Origin of the sequence: Chromobacterium phragmitis, from assembly GCF_003325475.1 — a bacterium.
GTDB lineage: Bacteria > Pseudomonadota > Gammaproteobacteria > Burkholderiales > Chromobacteriaceae > Chromobacterium > Chromobacterium phragmitis.
This window is the reverse complement of record NZ_CP029495.1, coordinates 811,257-831,550: the sequence shown is the minus strand read 5'-3', so window position 1 is coordinate 831,550 and position 20,294 is coordinate 811,257. Positions and strand designations below refer to the sequence as shown.

21 protein-coding genes are annotated in these 20,294 nt (G+C 64.1%); 14 read left to right on the top strand and 7 right to left on the bottom strand.

Annotated features, from left to right (window positions below; all coding sequences use genetic code 11):
• The first annotated feature begins 28 nt into the window (after positions 1–28).
• The 4 genes from folP (at position 29) to DK842_RS04125 (ending at position 4,908) form a co-directional block, all read left to right on the top strand.
• The gene (folP, locus tag DK842_RS04140; RefSeq protein ID WP_114060222.1) at positions 29–865 is read left to right on the top strand and encodes a dihydropteroate synthase; all 837 of its coding nucleotides are present in this window, start codon (positions 29–31) and stop codon (positions 863–865) included.
• An 89-nt stretch (positions 866–954) separates the two neighbouring features.
• Positions 955–2,292: a phosphoglucosamine mutase gene (gene glmM / locus DK842_RS04135; protein ID WP_114060221.1), complete on the top strand. Its 1,338-nt coding sequence runs from the start codon at positions 955–957 to the stop codon at positions 2,290–2,292.
• 145 nt (positions 2,293–2,437) lie between these two features.
• Positions 2,438–4,351, top strand: coding sequence for an ExeM/NucH family extracellular endonuclease (locus DK842_RS04130; RefSeq protein ID WP_145963966.1), 1,914 nt, complete (start codon positions 2,438–2,440; stop codon positions 4,349–4,351).
• Positions 4,348–4,908 (top strand): rhomboid family intramembrane serine protease, encoded by a 561-nt coding sequence (locus DK842_RS04125; RefSeq protein ID WP_114060219.1) that lies wholly within the window; start codon positions 4,348–4,350, stop codon positions 4,906–4,908. Before DK842_RS04130 ends, DK842_RS04125 begins: the two co-directional genes overlap by 4 nt.
• Here the strand turns inward: DK842_RS04125 and alr are convergent.
• Positions 4,850–5,923 (bottom strand): alanine racemase, encoded by a 1,074-nt coding sequence (alr, locus tag DK842_RS04120; protein WP_114060218.1) that lies wholly within the window; start codon positions 5,921–5,923, stop codon positions 4,850–4,852. The two genes, DK842_RS04125 and alr, sit on opposite strands and share 59 nt — an antisense overlap.
• A gap of 112 nt (positions 5,924–6,035) precedes the next feature.
• On the opposite strand from alr, the gene DK842_RS04115 reads away from it, so the two are divergent.
• Positions 6,036–6,653 carry a DedA family protein gene (locus DK842_RS04115; RefSeq protein WP_114060217.1) on the top strand — a complete coding sequence of 206 codons (618 nt, stop codon included), beginning with the start codon at positions 6,036–6,038 and terminating at the stop codon, positions 6,651–6,653.
• 60 nt (positions 6,654–6,713) lie between these two features.
• Here DK842_RS04115 and DK842_RS04110 read toward each other — a convergent pair whose 3' ends face one another.
• Positions 6,714–7,040: an FKBP-type peptidyl-prolyl cis-trans isomerase gene (locus tag DK842_RS04110; RefSeq protein ID WP_114060216.1), complete on the bottom strand. Its 327-nt coding sequence runs from the start codon at positions 7,038–7,040 to the stop codon at positions 6,714–6,716.
• Positions 7,041–7,179: 139 nt separating this feature from the next.
• Between DK842_RS04110 and DK842_RS04105 the strand changes: the two genes are divergently transcribed.
• On the top strand, positions 7,180–7,968 hold the full coding sequence (locus DK842_RS04105) for a DUF2189 domain-containing protein (protein WP_114060215.1): 789 nt from the start codon (positions 7,180–7,182) through the stop codon (positions 7,966–7,968).
• Positions 7,969–7,978: 10 nt separating this feature from the next.
• Positions 7,979–8,929: a D-2-hydroxyacid dehydrogenase gene (locus DK842_RS04100; RefSeq protein ID WP_114060214.1), complete on the top strand. Its 951-nt coding sequence runs from the start codon at positions 7,979–7,981 to the stop codon at positions 8,927–8,929.
• Between the two features lie 229 nt (positions 8,930–9,158).
• On the opposite strand, the gene DK842_RS04095 is transcribed toward DK842_RS04100, so the two are convergent.
• Positions 9,159–9,638 (bottom strand): DUF1841 family protein, encoded by a 480-nt coding sequence (locus DK842_RS04095; protein WP_198414628.1) that lies wholly within the window; start codon positions 9,636–9,638, stop codon positions 9,159–9,161.
• A gap of 124 nt (positions 9,639–9,762) precedes the next feature.
• Between DK842_RS04095 and DK842_RS04090 the strand changes: the two genes are divergently transcribed.
• A complete protein-coding gene (locus DK842_RS04090; protein WP_114060213.1) occupies positions 9,763–10,242 on the top strand; it encodes a glutathione peroxidase in 480 nt (159 codons plus the stop codon).
• A gap of 46 nt (positions 10,243–10,288) precedes the next feature.
• Here the strand turns inward: DK842_RS04090 and trmB are convergent, their stop codons facing one another.
• Both trmB and DK842_RS04080 read right to left on the bottom strand, forming a co-directional pair.
• The gene (trmB, locus tag DK842_RS04085) at positions 10,289–10,969 is read right to left on the bottom strand and encodes a tRNA (guanosine(46)-N7)-methyltransferase TrmB (RefSeq protein ID WP_114060212.1); all 681 of its coding nucleotides are present in this window, start codon (positions 10,967–10,969) and stop codon (positions 10,289–10,291) included.
• A 37-nt stretch (positions 10,970–11,006) separates the two neighbouring features.
• Positions 11,007–11,924 (bottom strand): NAD-dependent epimerase/dehydratase family protein, encoded by a 918-nt coding sequence (locus DK842_RS04080; protein WP_114060211.1) that lies wholly within the window; start codon positions 11,922–11,924, stop codon positions 11,007–11,009.
• Between the two features lie 38 nt (positions 11,925–11,962).
• Here DK842_RS04080 and DK842_RS04075 point away from each other — a divergent pair, with 38 nt between their 5' ends.
• The 6 genes from DK842_RS04075 (at position 11,963) to arcC (ending at position 18,649) form a co-directional block, all read left to right on the top strand.
• A complete protein-coding gene (locus DK842_RS04075; protein ID WP_114060210.1) occupies positions 11,963–12,991 on the top strand; it encodes a CDP-6-deoxy-delta-3,4-glucoseen reductase in 1,029 nt (342 codons plus the stop codon).
• A 178-nt stretch (positions 12,992–13,169) separates the two neighbouring features.
• Positions 13,170–13,301: a DUF3149 domain-containing protein gene (locus DK842_RS04070; RefSeq protein ID WP_114060209.1), complete on the top strand. Its 132-nt coding sequence runs from the start codon at positions 13,170–13,172 to the stop codon at positions 13,299–13,301.
• Between the two features lie 370 nt (positions 13,302–13,671).
• Positions 13,672–15,123, top strand: coding sequence for an arginine-ornithine antiporter (gene arcD, locus DK842_RS04065; RefSeq protein ID WP_114060208.1), 1,452 nt, complete (start codon positions 13,672–13,674; stop codon positions 15,121–15,123).
• A gap of 75 nt (positions 15,124–15,198) precedes the next feature.
• Positions 15,199–16,431, top strand: a complete 1,233-nt coding sequence (locus DK842_RS04060) for an arginine deiminase (protein WP_114060207.1) — start codon at positions 15,199–15,201, stop codon at positions 16,429–16,431.
• Between the two features lie 141 nt (positions 16,432–16,572).
• Complete coding sequence (locus DK842_RS04055) at positions 16,573–17,583, top strand: ornithine carbamoyltransferase (protein ID WP_114060206.1); 1,011 nt, start codon at positions 16,573–16,575, stop codon at positions 17,581–17,583.
• Between the two features lie 121 nt (positions 17,584–17,704).
• Complete coding sequence (gene arcC / locus DK842_RS04050; protein ID WP_114060205.1) at positions 17,705–18,649, top strand: carbamate kinase; 945 nt, start codon at positions 17,705–17,707, stop codon at positions 18,647–18,649.
• Between the two features lie 73 nt (positions 18,650–18,722).
• On the opposite strand, the gene DK842_RS23320 is transcribed toward arcC, so the two are convergent.
• The gene (locus DK842_RS23320) at positions 18,723–18,899 is read right to left on the bottom strand and encodes a hypothetical protein (RefSeq protein ID WP_168191801.1); all 177 of its coding nucleotides are present in this window, start codon (positions 18,897–18,899) and stop codon (positions 18,723–18,725) included.
• 70 nt (positions 18,900–18,969) lie between these two features.
• On the bottom strand, positions 18,970–20,031 hold the full coding sequence (locus tag DK842_RS04045) for a patatin-like phospholipase family protein (protein WP_114060204.1): 1,062 nt from the start codon (positions 20,029–20,031) through the stop codon (positions 18,970–18,972).
• Between the last annotated feature and the right edge of the window lie 263 nt (positions 20,032–20,294).

The following is a 20,294-nucleotide window of genomic DNA, read 5'->3' as shown; positions in this document are numbered from 1 at the left end:
TCGAGCGGAGCCCAGGAACGAAAGCCGAATGAAAACCTTGCAATGCGGGCGCTTCGCGCTCGATCTGTCCCGTCCGCTGGTGATGGGCATCCTCAATGTCACGCCGGATTCCTTCTCCGACGGCGGCCGCTTCAATCGCGTCGACGACGCGCTCGCGCGCGCCGAATCCATGCTGGCCGAAGGCGCGGATATCCTGGATATCGGCGGCGAATCCACCCGTCCGGGCGCGCCCTATGTCAGCCCGGAAGAGGAGATGGCGCGCGTGATGCCGGTGCTGGAGAAACTGCGCGGCATCGGCGCGCCGCTATCGCTGGACACCCGCCGCGCGGAAGTGATGCGGGAGGCGATCCAGCTCGGCGCGGTGGATCTGATCAACGATGTGTCGGCGCTGGAGGACGAAGGCGCGTTGCCCTTGGCGGCGGGCAGCCGGGCCGCGGTCTGCCTGATGCACAAACAGGGCAATCCCGACTCCATGCAGGACCGGCCGGCCTACGAGGACGTGGTCGCCGAAGTGGGCGGTTATCTGCAACGCCGGGTGCGGCTGTGCCTGGATGCCGGCATCGAGCGCGAGCGGCTGTTGGTCGATCCCGGCTTCGGCTTCGGCAAGACGCTGGAGCACAATCTGGCGCTGCTCGCGCGTTTGGGCGAGATTGAGAAGATCGCCGGCGCGCCGCTGCTGGTGGGCCTGTCGCGCAAGTCCATGCTGGGCTTGATCACCGGCGAGCAGTTGCCGGCCGAGCGGCTGGGCGCCAGCGTCGCCGCGGCGCTGGAGTCGGCGCGGCGAGGCGCGGCGGTGGTGCGCGTGCATGATGTGAAAGCCACCCGCCAGGCGCTGCAGCTGTGGCAGGCGCTGGCCCAATCTTGATTTGAGGCTGGTTTTTCCGCGCCGGCCAATGGCAAAATGGCGGTCGATGCGCCTGTTCCAGGCATGAACCGAATACTAGAGAACACAGAATGAGTCGCAAATATTTCGGCACCGATGGCGTGCGCGGCGAGGTCGGCAAGTTTCCGATCAATCCCGATTTCGTGATGAAGCTCGGTTACGCGGCAGGGCGCGTGCTGGTCAAGCATGACCAGGACAGCCGTCCCACCGTGCTGATAGGCAAGGACACCCGCATTTCCGGCTACATGCTGGAGGCGGCGCTGCAGGCGGGCTTCACCGCCGCCGGCGTCAACGTGCTGCTGACCGGTCCGCTGCCGACCCCAGGCATCGCCTACCTGACCCGCGCGCTGCGCCTGGAGGCGGGCGTGGTGATCTCGGCGTCGCACAACCCGTTCCAGGATAACGGCATCAAGTTCTTCGCCGAAGGCGGCAACAAGCTGGACGACGCGCTGGAGCTGGAAATCGAGGCGATGCTGGAACAGCCCATGCACACCAATCCGTCGCTGGAGCTGGGCCGCGCCCGCCGCATCGACGGCGCCGCCGAGCGTTACATCGAGTTCTGCAAGAGCACCTTTCCCAACGAGCTGAGCCTGAAGGGAATGAAGCTGGTGGTGGACTGTGCCAACGGCGCCACCTACCACATCGCGCCCAAGGTGTTCCACGAGTTGGGCGCCGAGCTGGTGGAGATCGGCTGCGAGCCCAACGGCTACAACATCAACGACAAGGTGGGCGCCACCTATCCCAAGACGCTGCAGATGGCGGTGCTCGAGCATCAGGCCGACTTCGGCGTCGCGCTGGATGGAGACGGCGATCGACTGATCATGGTGGATGCGGTCGGTCGCGTCTACGACGGCGACCAGCTGATCTACGTGATCGCCAAGGCCCGCGCGGCGCGCGGCGAACTGAAAGGCGGCGTGGTCGGCACCGTGATGACCAATCTGGCGATGGAGCTGGCGCTGGGGAAGCAGGGCGTGCCCTTCGGCCGCGCCAAGGTGGGCGACCGCTACGTGCTGGAAATGCTGCATGCCGATGGCTGGCAGGTGGGCGGAGAGGCCTCCGGCCACATCCTGTGCCTGGACAAGCACAGCACCGGCGACGGCATCATTTCCTGCCTGCAGGTGCTGGCCAGCCTGATGCAGCTGGACATGAGCCTGGCCGAGATTTGCGCCGACTGGCAGCCATTCCCGCAAACGCTGATCAACGTCCTCCACAACGGCTGCGACTGGAAGGCCGCCGCCGCCGAGCCGCTGGCGGAGGCGGAGGCCGCGTTGAGCGGGCGAGGCCGCGTGGTGCTGCGCCCGTCGGGCACCGAGCCGGTGGTGCGGGTGATGGTGGAGGCCGATGACAAGGCGCTGGCCGATCAATGGGCGCGCGCGATCGCGTCGGCGATCGAGAAGGTCGCCAGCTGACCTTGCGTTTCGAGCGCCCGTCAAAATGCCAACCTGGCCAGGTTGGCATTTTTTTCAGCTGAAATTTGCTTTCCGATAATAATAAACTTGAATGTCATCAATCTGCGTATAGAATTGCGCCACCTCTACTCAGGATGACTAAAAAATGAGAACAACGCCCGCATTTCCCTTCTCCCGCGCCGGGATGGCCGCCTTGCTGGCGATGGCCGGCATGCAGGCCCAGGCGGCCTGTGGTCTGCCCGACGCGCGCATCCATCAAGTCCAGGGCAACGGCCCGCAAAGCCCGATGCAGGGCAAGACCGTGTCGGTGCAGGGCGTGGTCAGCAGCGTGCTGTACGGCAAGGATGGTCCGGCAGGCTTTTTCATCCAGGAAGCGCCGCAGAGCCAGGACGCGGATCCCGCCACCTCCGAAGGCATCTATGTCTATGCCGGCAAGCTGGCGCTGCCGCAGTTGAAGGCCGGCGACGTGGTCGGCGTGCGCGGCAAAGTGCTGGAGTACGGCCGCAAGGGCGACGCCCGCACCGAAACCCAGCTGCAGCCGGCCGCCGCCGCCGACATCCAGCCGTGCGGGTATCAGGGCGAGTTGTCGCCGGTGGCGCTGCGCCTGCCGCTGAGCGGAGACGCCGCCCAGCTGGAGTCGCTGGCGGGCATGGCGGTGAAGTTCGAGCAGCCGCTTTTCGTTGCCGACAGCTATCACTACGGGCGTTACGGCGAGCTGGCCCTGTCCAGCCAGCCGAGGCAGTGGGTGCCCACCCAGCTTTACCGTCCGGGCAGCGCCGAGGCCCAGGTGCTGCGCGCGGCCAATCAGCGCGATCGCGTGCTGCTGGACGACGACAAGACCTGGCAGAACGCCGACGCCTGGCTGCCGGGTCCGGGGGGCTTGTCCGCCGCCAGCACGCTGCGGGTGGGCGACCGGCTGGACGGAGTGACTGGGGTGGTGTCGTTCAGCAACGGCGCCTACCGCATTCAGCCGGTTTACCTGCCGCAGGTGACGGCCGCCAATCCGCGCAAGGCGGCGCCGGCGCGCAAGGCGGGCCAGCTGCGCGTGGCCAGCTTCAATGTGCTCAACTTCTTCAACGGCGACGGCCTGGGCGGCGGCTTCCCGACCGAGCGCGGCGCCAAGACCCGCGACGACTTCCTGCGCCAGAAGGCCAAGATCGTCAGCGCCATCCGCCAGCTGGACGCCGACGTGCTGGGCCTGATGGAGCTGGAGAATGACGGCTTCGGCCCGCAGTCGGCGGTCAAGGAGCTGGTGGAGGCGCTGAACGCCGGCCAGATCGCCGATAAACAGTACCGCTTCGTCGACCCCGGCCTGCCCAAGATCGGCACCGACGCCATCACCACCGGCATGCTGTACCGCCCGTCGCGGGTGAGGCCGGATGGCGCGGCGCAGGCGCTGACGATAGGCGACCCTGGCAAGAACCGCCTCAGCCTGGCGCAAACCTTCGCGGTTGACGGCAAGAAGCTGACGCTGGTGGTCAACCATCTGAAATCCAAAGGCAGCAGCTGCGACCAGGTCAAGGTGGACGGCGTCGCCGATGTGGACACCGGCGACGGCCAGGGCAATTGCAATTTGACCCGGGTGCAGGCGGTTCGCGATCTGCTCAAATGGGCTCAGCAGCGAGGCGCGTCATCCAAAGAGGGCTTGCTGGTGATGGGCGACATGAACGCTTACGCCAAGGAAGACCCGATCCGCGCGTTCGAGCAGGGAGGATTGTCCAACCAACTGGCTCGCTTCCAGAAAGATGCCTACTCCTATGTCTATCAAGGCGAGTCCGGCAATCTGGACCACGCCTTGGCCGACGCGGCGCTTGCCAAATGGGTGGCCGGCGCCGGCGAGTGGCATATCAACGCCGACGAGCCGACCGCGCTGGAGTACGGCAGCGAATTCAAGTCCGTGGCTCAGCAGCAAAAGTACTATGCGGCCGACGCCTATCGCTCGTCCGACCATGATCCGCTGTATGTCGATCTGCAACTCGTCCCCATTGCCGGCGCCGATGAGGCCGCGCTGGGCATGCTGGGACTGGCGGGCTTCCTGGCCTGGCGCCGCCGCAAGTGAGGCTGCCGCCGGCCAGCCTGTTGCCGGCGCTGCTGCCGCTGTTCATGCCCTGGGGCGAGGCGGCGCGGCGCTGGCGTTTCGAACCCTGGCTGGCCGACGAATGGTGGCGCGGCTTCACTGCCAGCTGGACGCACGCCGACTGGCGGCACGCGGCGCTGAATAGCCTGGCCCTGTTGCTGCTGGCCGGGCTGGGGGGCCGCCGCGCGGCGGCGCCGCTATGCCTGCTGGCGTTGACGCTGCCCTGGCTGCTGGCGTGGCAGCAGTTGCTGTCGCCGCAACCGCAGCCGTTTCTCGGCGCTTCCGGCGTGGTGTACGGATGGTGGGCGGCGCTGGCCTGGATGAGGCGGGACGAGTCCATGGGCCGATGGCTGGCGGCGCTGCTGTTGCTGCGCCTGGTTTGGCAGGGCGTGTGGCCGAATTCGGGGCCGGGAGGCGAGCCGGTGCTGTGGCCGGCTCATGTCGGCGGCGCGTTGCTGGCGCCGCCGTTGTTGATGGCGCTCAGTCGCGCACGACGCGCGGCACTCTGGGCGCGGCCGCGCACATCAATTCATAGCTGATGGTCCCGGCCGCGGCCGCCACCTTTTCGATCGGCGCGCTTGGGCCCCATAGTTCCACCCGGCTGCCGACGCCGGCTTGCGGCAGGCGGCTGATGTCCACGGTCAGCATGTCCATCGATACCCGGCCGAGCAAGGGGCAGGCCTGGCCGTCTATCGCCGCCGGCGCGCCGTTGGCGGCGATGCGCGGGTAGCCGTCGGCGTAGCCGCAGGCGACCACGCCGATGCGCATCGGACGGTCGGCGATGAAGCGGCGGCCGTAGCCGACCGCATCGCCCGGCTGCAATTGCTGCACGGCGATGATGTCGGCCGACAGCGTCATCGCCGGGCGCAGGCCCAGCTCGGCGCCGGCGCGGTCCTCGAACGGCGACGCGCCGTACAGCACGATGCCGGGGCGGCCGATGTCGCCATGGGTATCCGGGTGGCGCAGCAGCGCGGCGGAGTTGGCGGCGGATACCGGCAGGCCGCTGGCGGCGGCCACCGGCAGGAAGCGCTGCCATTGCTCGGCCACGCCGTAATCGTCGTCGGCGGTGGCGAAGTGGGTCATGATGGCGGCGGCCCTGGCCTGGGGCAGCGCAGCCAGCCTGGCTTGCGCGGCGATGGCCGCTTCCGGGCGGAAGCCCAGCCGGTTCATGCCGCTGTTGACCTTGAGCCAGACATCCACCGGCCGTTTGGCGGAACCTTTGGCCAGCCAGTCCATCTGTTGTTGTGAGTGGATGGCGCCGCATAGGCGGTAGTCGGCCATCGCCGCGGCTTCGGCCGCGTCGAACGGGCCCTCCAGCAATGCGATAGGCTTGTCGAGGCCGGCTTCGCGCAAGCGAATCGCGTCTTCGATATTGAGCAGGGCAAAACCGTCGGCCAAGTCGGCCAACGCCTTTGCAGTGTCCAATACGCCGTGGCCGTAAGCGTTCGCCTTGACGACGGCGAACAGGCTGCGCGCTTGCGAATGCCGGCGGGTGAGCAGGAAATTGTGGCGGATGGCCGGGAGGGAAATCTCCAGCCGGATAGGGCGTGTCATGTCAAGAAAGCGTGAACGAGAGGTGTGCTATTATACACCTCCGTGCATGGACATTAGCCGCCCAGCCGTTAGATTGCGATGATTCGGATACAGCCGGCGGACGGAACATTAGATGGATACTCTGCAGATACTTCTCGATTTTTTCGCTGGTTACGGTTATTTGGCCGTGTTCGCGGTGCTGCTGATTTGCGGTTTCGGCGTTCCCATTCCCGAAGACATCACCCTGGTGGCTGGCGGCGTGATTTCCGGCCTGGGCTATACCAATGTGCATTACATGTTCGTGGTCGGCATGGCGGGCGTGCTGGTCGGCGATGGCGTCATGTTCCTGGCTGGGCGTATCTTCGGCCACAAAGTGTTGCGCTTCAAGCCCATCGCCCGCATCCTGACCCAGGAGCGCTTCGAGGCGGTGCAGGAGAAGTTCGAGAAGTACGGCAACTGGGTGCTGTTCGTCGCCCGTTTCCTGCCAGGCCTGCGCTCTCCCATCTTCATCACCGCCGGCATGACCCGGCGCGTATCCTACTGGCGCTTTCTGATCATGGACGGCTTCGCCGCGCTGATCTCGGTGCCGGTGTGGGTGTATCTCGGCTATTACGGCGCGGCCAACCGGGATTGGCTGATGACCATGGTGCACCGCGGCCAGGCCGGCATTCTTTCGGTCGTGGCGCTGCTGCTGCTGGTGGTCGGTTTTGTCTGGCTCAAACGCCGCCGGCTGTCCTGCGTGAAAAAATAAAACGGGAAACGCGAATAAAAAGGCCATCCGCGGGGATGGCCTTTTTGCTGGCTGGCGGGATCAGCCCACCTGCAGCAGCTCCACTTCGAACACCAGCGTCGCGTGCGGCGGAATCACGCCGCCGGCGCCACGCGCGCCGTAACCCAGTTCGGATGGGATGGTCAGCCTGCGCTTGCCGCCCACCTTCATGCCCTGCACGCCCTGGTCCCAGCCCTTGATCACGTAGCCGGCGCCCAGCGGGAAGCTGAATGGCTGCATGCGGTCTTTGCTGGAGTCGAACTTGGTGCCGTCGGTCAGCCAGCCGGTGTAGTGGACGGTGACCTCCTGGCCGGACACGGCTTCGGCGCCTTCGCCCAGCGCCAATTCCTCGATGATCAGTTCGCTCATGGTATTTCCTTTCCCAACAATGGAGTTGACCGCGCGATTGTAGCAGCCGCACGGCCGGTTTGTGTTTTCCCCTGCTTGGCATATAACGAAAAGCGGAGCGTTTGGCTCCATTTTCCACGCGATGCGAAGGGGGTGTGCCATGGATGTCACTCACCACGACGATGTGCCTCCGGTGCGCCCGGTGGCGCGCAAGGTGGAGCTGCGGCAGCCGCTGCTGTGGCTGAAGAGGGGGTTCCGCGATTTTCAGAAGGCGCCGGCCGACTGCCTGTTCTACGGCGCGGTGTTCGTGCTGATGGGCTATCTGCTGGGCGCTTACGCCGAGCAGGCGCCGGAGCTGGTGATCACTTTCGCCACCATTTTCCTGCTGGCCGGCCCTTTCATGGCTATCGGCCTCTACGACATCGCCAAGCAGATGGAGGCCTTCGACGGCCACGGCCGGGTGAAGCTGCTGCACAGCATGGCCGCTTGGCGGGTCAACATGCCAGGCTTCAGCCTGTACGCGGTGTTGCTGGCGGTTTTGGTGTTCGGCTGGTTCCGGGTGTCCTTGTTGATGTTCGCCTTGTTCTACGATACTGCCGCGCTGCCCAATCTGAACGAGATCGTCGCCGATGCCTTCAGTCCGGGCAATCTTGAGTTTCTGATCATCTATTTCGCCGTCGGCTTCCTGTTCGCCCAACTGGTGTTCTCGGTCAGCGTGGTGGCCATTCCGCTGCTGCTGGACAAGGAGGTGGACACCATCACCGCGATGATAGCGAGCGTGCAGGCGGTGTACCGGAACCTGCTGACGATGGGGCTATGGGCCGCTATCATTGTGGCGATGACCGTGGTGGGGTTCGCCACCTATTATCTGGGCCTGATCATCATCATGCCGGTGCTGGCGCTGTCCAGCTGGCATGCCTATCGGGATTTGATCACCTTCGAGAGATGACCGCCTGCCAATGACGCTCAATGTCGTATTTCTGGACCGGGACAGCTTGCCTGTCCCGGTTCCCGTTTTCAGCTTCCCCGTGCAATACCGCGAGTTTCCGTCCACCGCCATCGAGCAGATCGCGACGCATGCGATCGAAGCCGACATCGTGATCAGCAACAAGGTGCCGCTGTCGCGCGAAACCCTCGCCGAGCTGCCTAAGCTCAAGCTGATCGCCATCGCCGCCACCGGATACAACCATGTCGATCTGCAGGCCTGCCGCGAGCGAGGCGTCGCGGTGTGCAATATCCGCCACTACGGCGACCACACCGTCGCCGAGCATGCGTTCGCGTTGATGATGGCATTGATGAAGAACCTGCCAGCCTACCAGCGCGACGTCGCCGCCGGCATCTGGAGCCAGAGCAAGCAGTTCTGCCATTTCGGCGCGCCGATACGCGAGCTGCGCGGCGCGACGCTGGCCATCGTCGGCCGCGGCGGCATCGGCAGCCAGTTGGCCGCCATGGCCCGCGCTTTCGGCATGGAAGTGCTGTTCGCCGAGCGCAAGGGCGCGGAAGAGGCGCGGGAAGGGAGGGTGCTGTTCGAGGAGGCGCTGGCGCGAGCCGACGTGGTGTCGCTGCACTGCCCGCTGACCGACGAGACCCGCAGCATGATCGCCCAGCCGGAGCTGATGGCGATGAAGCCGGGGGCCATCCTGATCAATACCGCGCGCGGCGGTTTGGTGGACGAGGCCGATCTGGTGGCGGCGCTGAAATATGGGCAGCTGGGGGGGGCGGGTTTTGATGTGCTGAGCAGCGAGCCGCCGCCGGCGGACAATCCGCTGCTGAAGGCGCGCTTGCCCAATCTGATCGTCACCCCGCACGTGGGGTGGGCCAGCGGCGAGGCGATGCGCAGGCTGGCCGCGCAGTTGGTCGCCAATGTCGAAGCTTACGCTCGCGGCGAGCAACAAAACAGATTGGTTTAATAAGAGATTAGAATTCGGTGACAAATCCGGTCATTTTTCATGATGTGGCCGGATTTTTTTGTCATTTCCTTATCCATTTTATTGTTTTTATTGAAGAATATTTGGATGTGGATAGTTACTTGACTATCTTGAAAAGGCTCGGTCGGTCCCGCCGACTTGAGCTGCCCCGCTTGTTGCACCGTGGACAGACCTCCTGCCACGGTGTTTTTTTACCGGGGGGCCGCGCCGTTCAGTCGCTGGCGTCGTTAGGATTGACGCGGGGTTGCTCTTCCTCGCCCATGCCCAGCTTGCCGCGCACGCAGGAGATGTAGCGATTGACGTCGGGGCCGCCGCCGTAGCGTTGGGCATGCCAGATCATTTCGCCCAGGCACTCCATGATCTCGTGCTGGGCGCGGTGCTCGTCGCCGTGGCGCAGCGCCAATTGCGCGTACAGCGCACGGATGCCGAAGGGCTGATCGATGGAGCGCTGCTCGGCGATGGCCACATGCAGACCAAGGTGAAGGAAGGGATTGGACTCTCCCATGTCCGGCGTCCACTCCTGTTCCAGAAAGGCCTCCGGGTTTTCCAGGATGGGATGGTACTCTGGGTGGTCTATAAGAATGGATAGGACGATTTGCTCCAGGTCGGACAAGGGCTGGCCGGACTTGGATTTGCTCCAGGTATCGAAGAAGAAGCGGCGGGCGTCCTGGCGGCTGGGGTTGAACAACATGGATGAAGACCTCGGGCGATTGCAAGCGGGGCTCGGCGCGGACGCGCCGCCCGCGCGACAATGGGTATCGGGTCGCAGGCGGCCGCCCATCCGGGCTGCGGCATTATACGGTAGGGAGCATGCGATGACCACGCTCTATGATTTCAGCGCGCCGCGCGCGGACGGCGCAGAAGAGTCGTTGTCCGCCTACGCGGGCAAGGTCGCGTTGCTGGTGAATACCGCCAGCGAGTGCGGCTATACCCGGCAATACGCCGGCTTGCAGGAGCTGCAGGACTATTTCGCCGGGCAGGGCTTCGTCGTGCTCGGCTTTCCCTGCAATCAGTTCGGCGGGCAGGAGCCGGGCGCGGAGGCGGAGATCGTTTCATTTTGCCAGGCGCGTTTCGGCGTGTCCTTTCCACTGTTCGCCAAGGTTGAGGTCAACGGCGACGGCGCCCATCCGCTGTGGCGCTGGCTGACCCAGGCCGACTCCGAGCGTCCGCACCCGATCAAATGGAACTTCACCAAGTTTCTGGTCGACGCGCGCGGCAGGGTGGTCAAGCGCTACGAGCCGGCTGTGGAGCCGCACGAACTGGTGGACGACATCAAGGCGTTGCTGGCGAGATGAAAAGCGAACGGCCCGCAAAGGCGGGCCGCAGGGGGATCCCCGCCGCTTATTTGCGGCGGAAGATCACGTCCCATACGCCGTGGCCCAGTCGAATGCCGCGGGCCTCGAACTTGGTCAGCGGACGGTAATCCGGGCGCGGCGCGTAGCCGTCAGCGGTGTTTGCCAGATCGGCGTTGCCGTTCATCACCTCCATGATCTGCAACGCGTAGTCTTCCCAGTCGGTGGCGGCGTGCAGATAGCCGCCTGGCTTCAGCTTTTTCACCAGCTTTTCCACCAGCGGCGCCTGGATCAGGCGGCGCTTGTTGTGGCGCTTCTTGTGCCACGGGTCGGGGAAGAAAATGTGCACGCCGTCCAGGCTGCCGTCGGCCAGCATATTGTCCAGCACTTCTACTGCATCGTGGCGCATCAAGCGCAGATTGGTCAGTTCCTTCTCCGCGATCAGCTTGCACAGGTTGCCGACGCCCGGGCCGTGCACTTCGATGCCCAGGTAGTCCTGGTCCGGATTGGCCGCGGCGATCTCGGCGGTGGCGCCGCCCATGCCGAAGCCGATTTCCAGGATCTTGGGCGCGGCGCGGCCGAAGGCCTGCTCCAGGTCGATCTTTTCGGGACGATACTCGATGCCCCACTTGGGCATGCCCTCGTCCATCGCCCGTTGCTGGCCCGGGGACAGGTGGCCCTGGCGCAGCACGAAGCTGCGGATCGCTCGATTGAAAGCCGGATTTTCCATTTTGCTGGCCTGCTGAAAACTCAAAAAAAACGCGATGTTACCGAATCTTGGCGTAGCTTGCGAGTATTGCCTCCCGCCGGGCCGGATCGCGCGCCAGCGCCGCCAGATAGTCGAGGACGCTCGGCCAGCGCAGGCGGACGCCCAGTTCGCGGCGCAGCCGGCTATTGTCCAGGCGGCGGGATTCGGCCAGGAACGACCATTGCTGCGGCGAGGCGGCGGCCTTGGCTTCGGCTCGCGGCAGCTGCGGGGGGCAGGGCAATCCCAGCGTTTCGCCCAGCGCCCGGTACCAGCGGCTGACCGGCAGCGGCTGGTCGTCGCAGGCGTTGTAGACGCGAATGCCGCTCCTGCGGCGCAGCGCGGCCGCGCAGAGCAGGGCCAGGTCGTCGGCGTGGATGTGGTTGCTCCAGCTATCCTCGGCGTCGATGATCAGCGGCGCGCCGCTGGCGAAGCGCGCCAGCGGCAGGCGTTCGTCGGCGTAGATGCCCGGCGCGCGCAGGATGGTCAACGCGCAGCGGCGCGAGGCGGCGAGGCGGCGCAGTTGGGATTCGGCGTCGACGCGCCGCCGCGCGCGCTCGTTGCGCGGGCGCAAAGGGGCGGTTTCGTCCAGCCATTCGCCGCCGGCATCGCCGTACACGCCGCTGGTGCTGATGTAGATCCATTGCTGTGGTATGCTGTCCGCTTTTGCCAGCGCGTACAATAACTTGCGCATTCTCGGGTCGGTTCCGCCGTGAGGCGGGGGCGGGGCGGTCAGCAACACGGCATCGGCCAGGCCGGCCAGTCGCGCCAGACTGTCGGCGCAGTCCAGATCGCCGAGCAGCGGCAGCGCGCCAAGCGCGCGCCAGCGAACGGCGGAGTCTTGGCTCCGGCACAGGACCAGCACCCGCCAGCGAGGCAGCAAGAGGGGAAGGGCGCGCCGCGCGACATCGCCGGCGCCGATGACAAGTAGAGTACGCATGGCTCGCATTTTAGCCAGAATTCGGGATTGAGAAACACATGACTTGCCAGGTGAAAGTGCTCCCCAGCGGGCATACATTCGGCGTGGACGCGCACGAAACGATTCTTGAGGCCGCTCTGCGCCAGGGCGTGGGATTGCCTTACGGTTGCCGCGACGGCGCCTGCGGCGCCTGCAAGGGCAAGGTGGTGGAGGGCGAGGTGAGCCAGGATGGCTTCCAGGAAAAGGCGCTGACTTCTGCCGAACAGGCGCAGGGCATGGCGCTGTTCTGCTGTTCCCGTCCCAAGGGCGATGTCAGCATCGAGGTCCGCGAGGTGACCGGCATCGGCGATATTCAGATCAAGACTTTGCCGTGCCGGGTGGAAAAGATCGAGAAGATCCACGACGTGGCGGTGCTGAAACTGAAGCTGCCGGTGTCGGAGCGTTTGCAATTCCGCGCCGGCCAATACATCGACATCCTGATGAAGGACGGCAAGAAGCGCAGCTTCTCGATCGCCAACGCCCCGCATGACGACGCCTTCCTGGAGCTGCATATCCGCCATCAGCCGGGCGGCTCGTTCTCCGAATACGTGTTCCATCAAATGAAGGAGCGCGAGATCATGCGCTTCAAAGGTCCGATGGGCTCCTTCTTCCTGCGCGAGGAGTCGGACAAGCCTATCGTGTTCATCGCCAGCGGCACCGGCTTCGCGCCGGTCAAGGGCATCATCGAACACGCCATCCGTCACGGCATTACCCGCCCGATGACCTTCTATTGGGGCGCGCGCACCAAGGCGGATCTTTATATGTCGGATCTGGCCGAAGGCTGGGCCGCCGCGAACCCCAACATCCGCTATATTCCGGTTCTGTCCGAGGCGCTGCCGGAGGACAACTGGACCGGCCGTACCGGTTTCGTGCATCAGGCGGCGTTGGAGGATTTCGCCGACTTGTCCGGACATCAGGTTTACGCCTGCGGCGCGCCGGTGATGGTGGAGGCCGCGCATGGCACTTTCATCCGAGAGCGCGGCTTGCCGGAGGATGAGTTCTTCTCCGACGCCTTCTTCCTGGCCAAGGACATGGGCGGCGGCAAATAAGCGGACAAGTTTTTGATCTGTATTGAAAAAGCCCCCGGCGTCGCCGAGGGCTTTTTTGTTTTTCGCGATTTGGCGACGGGAAATCGCGCGGTTTGACCCATGTCAATTCCATGGTTATTGAAGGGGTTATTATGTCGTTGGCAAGTTAACCGCAAGCGCACGCCGCTGGGAGGAAACCATGGAGCTGCTGACCCTGTTGTTGGCCGACGATGTCGGCCGGCTGAGCCTGTTGACTATCGTGGTAGCCACCTTGGTGGCGTGCGGGGCTTTGTGGGTGATCTTCAGGAACATCAACAAGCCCGGCAAGTAAGCATTACCCCTGTTGTATTGGCATGTCCTCTTGATGTGTGTGTTGGCGGATACGGTGGTGGGCCGTATCCGTTTTTTTTGGGCTTGTCGCAGTCTTGTCCTTTCCTCCGCCGTCTTTTCTTTTTCTTTTCCTCTTCTATGCTGAAGCTACCTGTTTAAGTCCATGCTGCGACTATGGTCATGACGATTTAATGTAAGCCCTGGTCGCATTCCCCGGTAGTCGGCCATCTGATCGGAAAACCCGCTTGATGCAAATCAATCTTGCTCCCGACAAGGCTGGAACGCCTTGTTTTATCGCGTATACCATCATTTCAGATGATAAGAATTTAATAATGTAATGCTCGGTTTACATCCCAAATCGGAGAATCAAAATGTCCACTGAAACTGCTACTCAAGCCGGCGTCCCCGAAGGCGCCGCGCCCCGGTTGAAACTGGGCGCGCTGACGGCGCTGGTGGTCGGCTCCATGATCGGCGGCGGCATCTTCTCGCTGCCGCAGAACATGGCGGCGGGCGCGGGCGCCGGGGCCATCCTGATCGGCTGGGCCATCACCTTCGTCGGCATGCTGGCGCTGGCCTTCGTGTTCCAGATGCTGGCCTCCCGCAAGCCTGAAGTGTCCGGCGGCGTCTATGGCTACGCCAAGGCGGGTTTCGGTGACTACATGGGCTTCAATTCGGCCTGGGGTTACTGGATTTCGGCCTGGATCGGCAACGTGTCCTACTTCGTTGTGATGTTCTCGGCGCTGGGCTTCTGGGTGCCGGCCTTCGGCGACGGCAACACGCCCATCGCCATCGCCTGCGCGTCGGTGGTGCTGTGGGGCCTGCACTTCCTGGTGCTGCGCGGCGTGCACGGCGCGGCCTTCATCAACACCGTCACCACCATCGCCAAGCTGGTGCCGCTGGCGCTGTTCATTCTATTGATCGTGTTCGCCTTCAAGGTTGATACCTTCAACCTGGACTTCTGGGGCAATGCCAAGCTCGGCTCCATCGTCGACCAGGTGAAGAGCACCATGTTGGTTACCGTATGGGTGTTCATCGGCATCGAAGGCGCGTCGATGTTCTCCGGCCGCGCCGAGAGCATGAAGGATGTGGGCAAGGCTACCGTGATCGGCTTCCTGCTGACCATCGCGCTCTTGGTCGCCGTATCGGTGCTGTCGCTGGGCGTGATGACCCAGGCTGAACTGGCCGCGCTGAAGAACCCGTCCACCGCCTATGTGCTGCAGAAAGCCTTCGGCACTTTCGGCGCCAACCTGATGAACGCGGGTCTGGTGATTTCCGTCGGCGGCGCGCTGCTGGCCTGGACCCTGCTGGCTTCGGAAGCGCCTTACCTCGCCGGCAAGGACGGCGTGATGCCCAAGGTGTTCGGCACCGTCAACGCCAACGACACTCCGGCGGCCTCGCTGTGGCTGACCAACGGCCTGATCCAGCTGTTCCTGCTGATCACGCTGAAGAGCTCGGCCGGCTACCTGGCGCTGCTGTCGCTGGCCACCTCGATGATCCTGATTCCTTACCTGCTGTGCGCCGGCTACTCCTGGCTGGTGGCGCAACGCGGCGAGGGCTACGCCCAAGGCGAAGGCCGAGGCAAGGAACTGGGCACCGCCATCCTGGCTACCGTTTACGGCGCGTGGCTGATCTATGCCGCGGGCCCCAAGTATCTGTTCCTGTCCATGGTGCTGTACGCCCCGGGTCTGCTGTTCTACCTGTGGGCCAAGAAGGAGCAGGGCCAGAAGCCGTTCAACCTGATCGAAGCCGTGCTGGCCGCCATCGTGGTGGTGCTGGCTCTGATCGCGGTCTACATGCTGGCGACCGGTCAGATCGGTCTGTAAGCGAAAGATTTCGGAACCAGTCGTGGGGGCGGATCGCCCGTCCCCGAAGTCAGACAAGACTCAAGGAGTATCGTTATGACCAAGTTTGGTGTTCATTCTGAATGCGGCAAGCTGCGCACTGTCATGGTTTGCCGTCCCGGTCTCGCCCACAAGCGCCTGACCCCGGACAACTGTCACGATCTGCTGTTCGATGACGTGATCTGGGTGGAGCGCGCGCAGAAAGACCACGCTTACATGGTCGAGCAGATGCGGGCCCGCGGCATCGAGGTGATCGAGGTGCACGACGCGCTGGCCAAGGTGCTGGACGACAAGGCCGCCCGCAACTGGATCCTGGACCGCAAGGTCAAGGCCGACAACGTCGGCATCGGCATGCTGCAGGATCTGCGCAGCTGGCTGAACGAAATGCCATCCTCGCAACTGGCCGATCATCTGGTGGGCGGCATCGCCAAGTTCGAATTGCCGTTCGACCCGAAAGGCCTGTTCGGCGGCTATCTGGATCGTTCCGACTTCGTGTTGCCCCCGATCCCCAACAGCCTGTTCCAGCGCGACCCGTCTTGCTGGATTTACGAAGGCGTGACGCTGAATCCGATGTACTGGCCGGCGCGGCGCCAGGAAACGCTGGTGTTGCAATCGATCTACCAATTCCACCCTTACTTCGCCGGCAAGGTCAACGTCTGGTGGGGCGGCTGCGATCAGGATCACGGCCCGGCCACGCTGGAAGGCGGCGACGTGATGCCTATCGGCAACGGCGTGGTGCTGATCGGCATGGGCGAGCGCACCAGCCCGCAGGCGGTGGTGCAAGTGGCCAAGCGCGTGCTGCACAAGGAAGGCGGCGCCAAGCGCGTGATCGCCTGCCAGATGCCGAAGTCCCGCGCGGCGATGCACTTGGACACCGTGTTCAGCTTCCTCGACATCGACCTGTTGTCCGTGTTCCCGGACGTGGTGGACGAAATCACCTGCACCAGCATCTACGCCGGCGACCGCGAAGGCGAAGTCCGTTTCGAGCGCCATGAGGATCGCAAGCTGGTGGACGTGGTGCGCGAGGCGCTGGGCCTGAAGGAAATCCGCGTGATCCAGACCGGCGGCGACGCCTACCAGCGCGAGCGCGAGCAGTGGGACGACGGCAACAACGTGGTGGCGCTGGACCGCCGCGTGGTGGTGGCCTACGACCGCAACACCTACACCAACCGCCTGATGCGCGAGCACGGCGTGGAAGTGATCGAAATCCCGGCTTCCGAGCTGGGCCGAGGCCGCGGCGGCGGCCACTGCATGACCTGCCCGATCATCCGCGACGAAGTGAAGGTGTAAGGCTTGTCCGCCCGGCCGGCGGATCCGGCCGGGCTTGAAAATCCGTATCTCGTTCTAGTTTGTTTGCAAAAAGACAGGTTGACCGCCGCTTCCCCCAAGGACGACGGCCCGCTTGCCCAGACTCTAATCAGGAGCAACATCATGGCTTTCAATCTGCGCAACCGTAACTTCCTCCGCATGCTGGACTTCACTCCGCGCGAAATCCGCTACATGCTCGACCTGGCCCGCGATCTGAAGCGCGCCAAGTATTCCGGCACCGAACAGCAGCACCTGAAGGGCAAGAACATCGCCCTGATCTTTGAAAAAACCTCCACCCGCACCCGCTGCGCCTTTGAAGTGGCTTGCTACGATCAGGGCGCCAATGTCACCTACCTCGGACCGTCCGGCTCGCAGATCGGCATCAAGGAATCGATGAAGGACACCGCCCGCGTGCTGGGCCGGATGTACGACGCGATCGAATACCGCGGCTTCGACCAGCACATGGTGGAGACCGAGCTGGCCAAGTTCGCCGGCGTGCCGGTGTACAACGGCCTGACCGACGAATGGCACCCGACCCAGATGCTGGCCGACGTGCTGACCATGTGGGAAAACAGCGACAAGCCCATCTCCCAGATCAGCTACACCTACCTCGGCGACGCCCGCAACAATATGGGCAACTCGCTGCTGGTGATCGGTTCCAAGCTGGGCATGGACGTGCGCATCGGCGCGCCTAAGCACCTGTGGCCGACCGACGAGCTGGTGGCCGAGTGCCGCGAGATCGCCAAGCGCACCGGTGCCCGCATCACCCTGACAGAGGACGCCAAGGCCGCGGTCAAGGGCACTGATTTCATCCACACCGACGTCTGGGTGTCGATGGGCGAGCCGGCCGAAGTGTGGGCCGAGCGCATCCGTCTGCTGAAGCCGTTCCAGGTCAACAGCGCGCTGATGGCCGCCGCGGAAAACCCGCAGGTGAAGTTCATGCACTGCCTGCCGGCCTACCACAACAGCGAAACCAAGGTGGGCAAGGAAATCGCGGCGCAGTATCCGGAACTGGCCAACGGCATCGAGGTGACCGAGGACGTGTTCGAGTCCGAGGCTTGCATCGCCTTCGAGCAGGCCGAGAACCGCATGCACACCATCAAGGCCATCTTGGTGGCCACGCTGGGCGACTAATAAACGTCGCGTGCCAGTCGGGCGGGGAAGCCCGCCCGACGCTGAAATCATACATCAACCGGCCAAGGCCTCCTGACCGGGAGCCTTGGCCGGCGTCGTTGAAAGAATGGAAGGAAGCATTATGCGAGTCGTCGTAGCTTTGGGCGGCAATGCCCTGCAACGTCGTGGCGAGGCCATGACCGCCGACAACCAGCGCGCCAACGTCAAAGTGGCCGCCGAGCAACTGGCCGCCGTGACCCGGCTGGGCCACAACCTGGTGATGTGCCACGGCAACGGCCCGCAAGTCGGCCTGTTGGGCCTGCAGAATGACGCCTACGCCCGCCATGTGGACGACAAGGTGACCCCGTATCCGCTGGACGTGCTGGGCGCGCAGACCGAGGGCATGATCGGCTACATGATCGAGCAAGAACTGGGCAACGTGCTGCCGTTCGAAGTGCCGCTCGCCACCATCCTGACTCAGACCGAGGTGGACGCCAACGATCCGGCGTTCAAGAATCCGACCAAGTTCGTCGGCCCGGTCTACACCAAGGAAGAGGCCGAGAAGCTGGCCGCCGACAAGGGCTGGACGGTGAAGGCCGACGGCGAGTACTACCGCCGCGTGGTGCCCAGCCCGAAACCGAAGCGCATCTTCGAAATGCGCCCGATCAAGTGGATGATCGAGAAGGGCGCGGTGGTGATCGCGGCCGGCGGCGGCGGCATTCCCACCATGTATCAGGGCGACAAGCTGGTGGGCGTGGAGGCGGTGATCGACAAGGATCTGGCTTCCGCCTTGCTGGCGCGGGAGGTCGACGCTGATTACTTTGTGATCGCCACCGACGTCAAGACCGTGTTCGTCGGCTGGGGCACGCCGGAGGCCAAGGCTATCCGCCAGGCTCACCCGGACGAGATGGACAAGCTGGGCTTCGCCGCCGGCTCCATGGGCCCGAAAGTGGAGGCCGCCTGCGAGTTCGCCCGCCTGACCGGCAAGAAGGCTGTGATCGGCGCGCTGGAAGACATCGAGCGCATCGTCAAGGGCGAGGCCGGCACCGTGATCTCCACCGAGAGTCCGGGCATCGATTGGTACTGAGCTTGAACGGGATTGGATCCAAGCCAAAGGGCTGCCGCGAGGCAGCCCTTTTCGCATGCCGAGCCGGATGGGATCACTCCGACTTCAAGTGGCGTATCAGCGCCTCCAGTTCGGCAGGGTCGCAATCCGGCGGCAGGTCGGCGTGTCGGGCGTGGTGGCCGCCCGGGGCCGGCGCGTCGCCGGAGTGGCGCGGGGCGGGCTGGATGACGGCGTCGGTGATCTGGTCGTTTACTGCGGTAGGCAGTGCCATGGCCGGTCTCCTTGGCGTGGGATTGGAACGTCAGATTAGCCATCGGCGCGGATGGCTGGAATCGGGATGATTACGCAGTCAGCTGCAGCGGCGCTTCCAGTCCCAACTGGCGCGCGTAGCGGCGGCAAGCATCCTGGCCGGACTGGTAGCCGGCGTGGTATAGCCGCGACAGGTTTGAGTATGACCAGTCCAGCTCCTCGCGGTGGCCTTCGCGGCTGATGTGGGCGTCGAAGTTGATCTTCAGCACTTCGGTGCGGGGCCGTCCGCTGTCATCCTTGTTGTGCAGCGCCTCGAACAGGCGCAGGTCGTCGCGGGCGATAGAGGTCAGCGGCGCGATGATGGACTGCACCCAGGCGTCGTACAGGCCGCGGGGCGGGTGCAGCAGTTTGTCGCTGCCCAGCACGTCGAAGACGATGGTGTAGTCGATGCGCGGGTGCAATTCGAACAGCCGCTTGAAGTTCAGCGTGTCAATGGCCGCGCCTTCGATGTAGTAGCCGTCTTCCAGCTTGTACGGCGGATAAATGAAGGGGAAGGACAGCGCGGCCAGGAAATGCTCATGGGTGATTTCGCGCTTGTCCCAGCAACGCATCTCGCCGTGGCTGATGTTGTAGGCGTTCAGATAGAACTCGCCGGGCCGCTCTTGCAGTTTGGCGAAGTCCACTACCTGTTCGATGAACGGCACGTGCGCGCACAGACCCTGGCTGGCATGGTTGAGGTCGCTGGGGCAGAACGCGGCCAGCATCAGCTGGGTCCAGTCGGCCAGCAGCCGTTGCGCCGGCCCGTCGCCGGCCTGTTGCCGTATCGCCTGCAGGAAGGGGTTGTGTTCCTGCCAGGTGCGCCAGGCGTCGGCCAGCGGGCCAGGCTTGTTGAATACCTTGAAGTTGATCGGCAGCAACTGGTAGAGGGGATCGGACACGCCCATGTCGGCCAGGCGGGCGAGGGCGGCCAGCCCGTCGTTCTGGCGCGGGGCCGCGTACAGCAGGCCGACGATGGCGCCGGCGCCGGAGGCGGAGATGATGTCGAATTCGACGCCAGCTTCCGCCAGTGCGACCAGCGCGCCGGCCATCAGCGTGGCGTTGGGGGCGCCGCCGCCCAGCACCAGCGCGATGGAGGGTTTCGTGGAATGAGGCATTGCTTGTTTCTCCATTGTGGATTGCCGTGTGGAAATGCCATCGGGAAATACAAACGCATGGCTGAAGTATGGCCGGGAAAACGGCTTTTGCAATGCAGCATGCGGACAGGAGGCTGTGGCGAAAATGCCGCATGCCGTTCGCAACTGAGCAAGGCAATGAAAGATACCTTGCTATACAAGGTATCTTGCCATACAGTTCAGTCAGACATCCGAGAGCAGTAGTTCGGCGATGTTCCTTGTAATGCAAGGTATCGTGCATTGCC

Bases quoted from the DNA above. Each gene is read 5' to 3' on its own strand.
- folP (WP_114060222.1), top strand. From the start codon at position 29: ATGAAAACCTTGCAATGCGGGCGCTTCGCGCTCGATCTGTCCCGTCCG.
- glmM (WP_114060221.1), top strand. From the start codon at position 955: ATGAGTCGCAAATATTTCGGCACCGATGGCGTGCGCGGCGAGGTCGGC.
- DK842_RS04130 (WP_145963966.1), top strand. From the start codon at position 2,438: ATGAGAACAACGCCCGCATTTCCCTTCTCCCGCGCCGGGATGGCCGCC.
- alr (WP_114060218.1), bottom strand. From the start codon at position 5,923: ATGACACGCCCTATCCGGCTGGAGATTTCCCTCCCGGCCATCCGCCAC.
- DK842_RS04115 (WP_114060217.1), top strand. From the start codon at position 6,036: ATGGATACTCTGCAGATACTTCTCGATTTTTTCGCTGGTTACGGTTAT.
- DK842_RS04110 (WP_114060216.1), bottom strand. From the start codon at position 7,040: ATGAGCGAACTGATCATCGAGGAATTGGCGCTGGGCGAAGGCGCCGAA.
- DK842_RS04105 (WP_114060215.1), top strand. From the start codon at position 7,180: ATGGATGTCACTCACCACGACGATGTGCCTCCGGTGCGCCCGGTGGCG.
- DK842_RS04100 (WP_114060214.1), top strand. From the start codon at position 7,979: ATGACGCTCAATGTCGTATTTCTGGACCGGGACAGCTTGCCTGTCCCG.
- DK842_RS04095 (WP_198414628.1), bottom strand. From the start codon at position 9,638: ATGTTGTTCAACCCCAGCCGCCAGGACGCCCGCCGCTTCTTCTTCGAT.
- DK842_RS04090 (WP_114060213.1), top strand. From the start codon at position 9,763: ATGACCACGCTCTATGATTTCAGCGCGCCGCGCGCGGACGGCGCAGAA.
- trmB (WP_114060212.1), bottom strand. From the start codon at position 10,969: ATGGAAAATCCGGCTTTCAATCGAGCGATCCGCAGCTTCGTGCTGCGC.
- DK842_RS04080 (WP_114060211.1), bottom strand. From the start codon at position 11,924: ATGCGTACTCTACTTGTCATCGGCGCCGGCGATGTCGCGCGGCGCGCC.
- DK842_RS04075 (WP_114060210.1), top strand. From the start codon at position 11,963: ATGACTTGCCAGGTGAAAGTGCTCCCCAGCGGGCATACATTCGGCGTG.
- DK842_RS04070 (WP_114060209.1), top strand. From the start codon at position 13,170: ATGGAGCTGCTGACCCTGTTGTTGGCCGACGATGTCGGCCGGCTGAGC.
- arcD (WP_114060208.1), top strand. From the start codon at position 13,672: ATGTCCACTGAAACTGCTACTCAAGCCGGCGTCCCCGAAGGCGCCGCG.
- DK842_RS04060 (WP_114060207.1), top strand. From the start codon at position 15,199: ATGACCAAGTTTGGTGTTCATTCTGAATGCGGCAAGCTGCGCACTGTC.
- DK842_RS04055 (WP_114060206.1), top strand. From the start codon at position 16,573: ATGGCTTTCAATCTGCGCAACCGTAACTTCCTCCGCATGCTGGACTTC.
- arcC (WP_114060205.1), top strand. From the start codon at position 17,705: ATGCGAGTCGTCGTAGCTTTGGGCGGCAATGCCCTGCAACGTCGTGGC.
- DK842_RS23320 (WP_168191801.1), bottom strand. From the start codon at position 18,899: ATGGCACTGCCTACCGCAGTAAACGACCAGATCACCGACGCCGTCATC.
- DK842_RS04045 (WP_114060204.1), bottom strand. From the start codon at position 20,031: ATGCCTCATTCCACGAAACCCTCCATCGCGCTGGTGCTGGGCGGCGGC.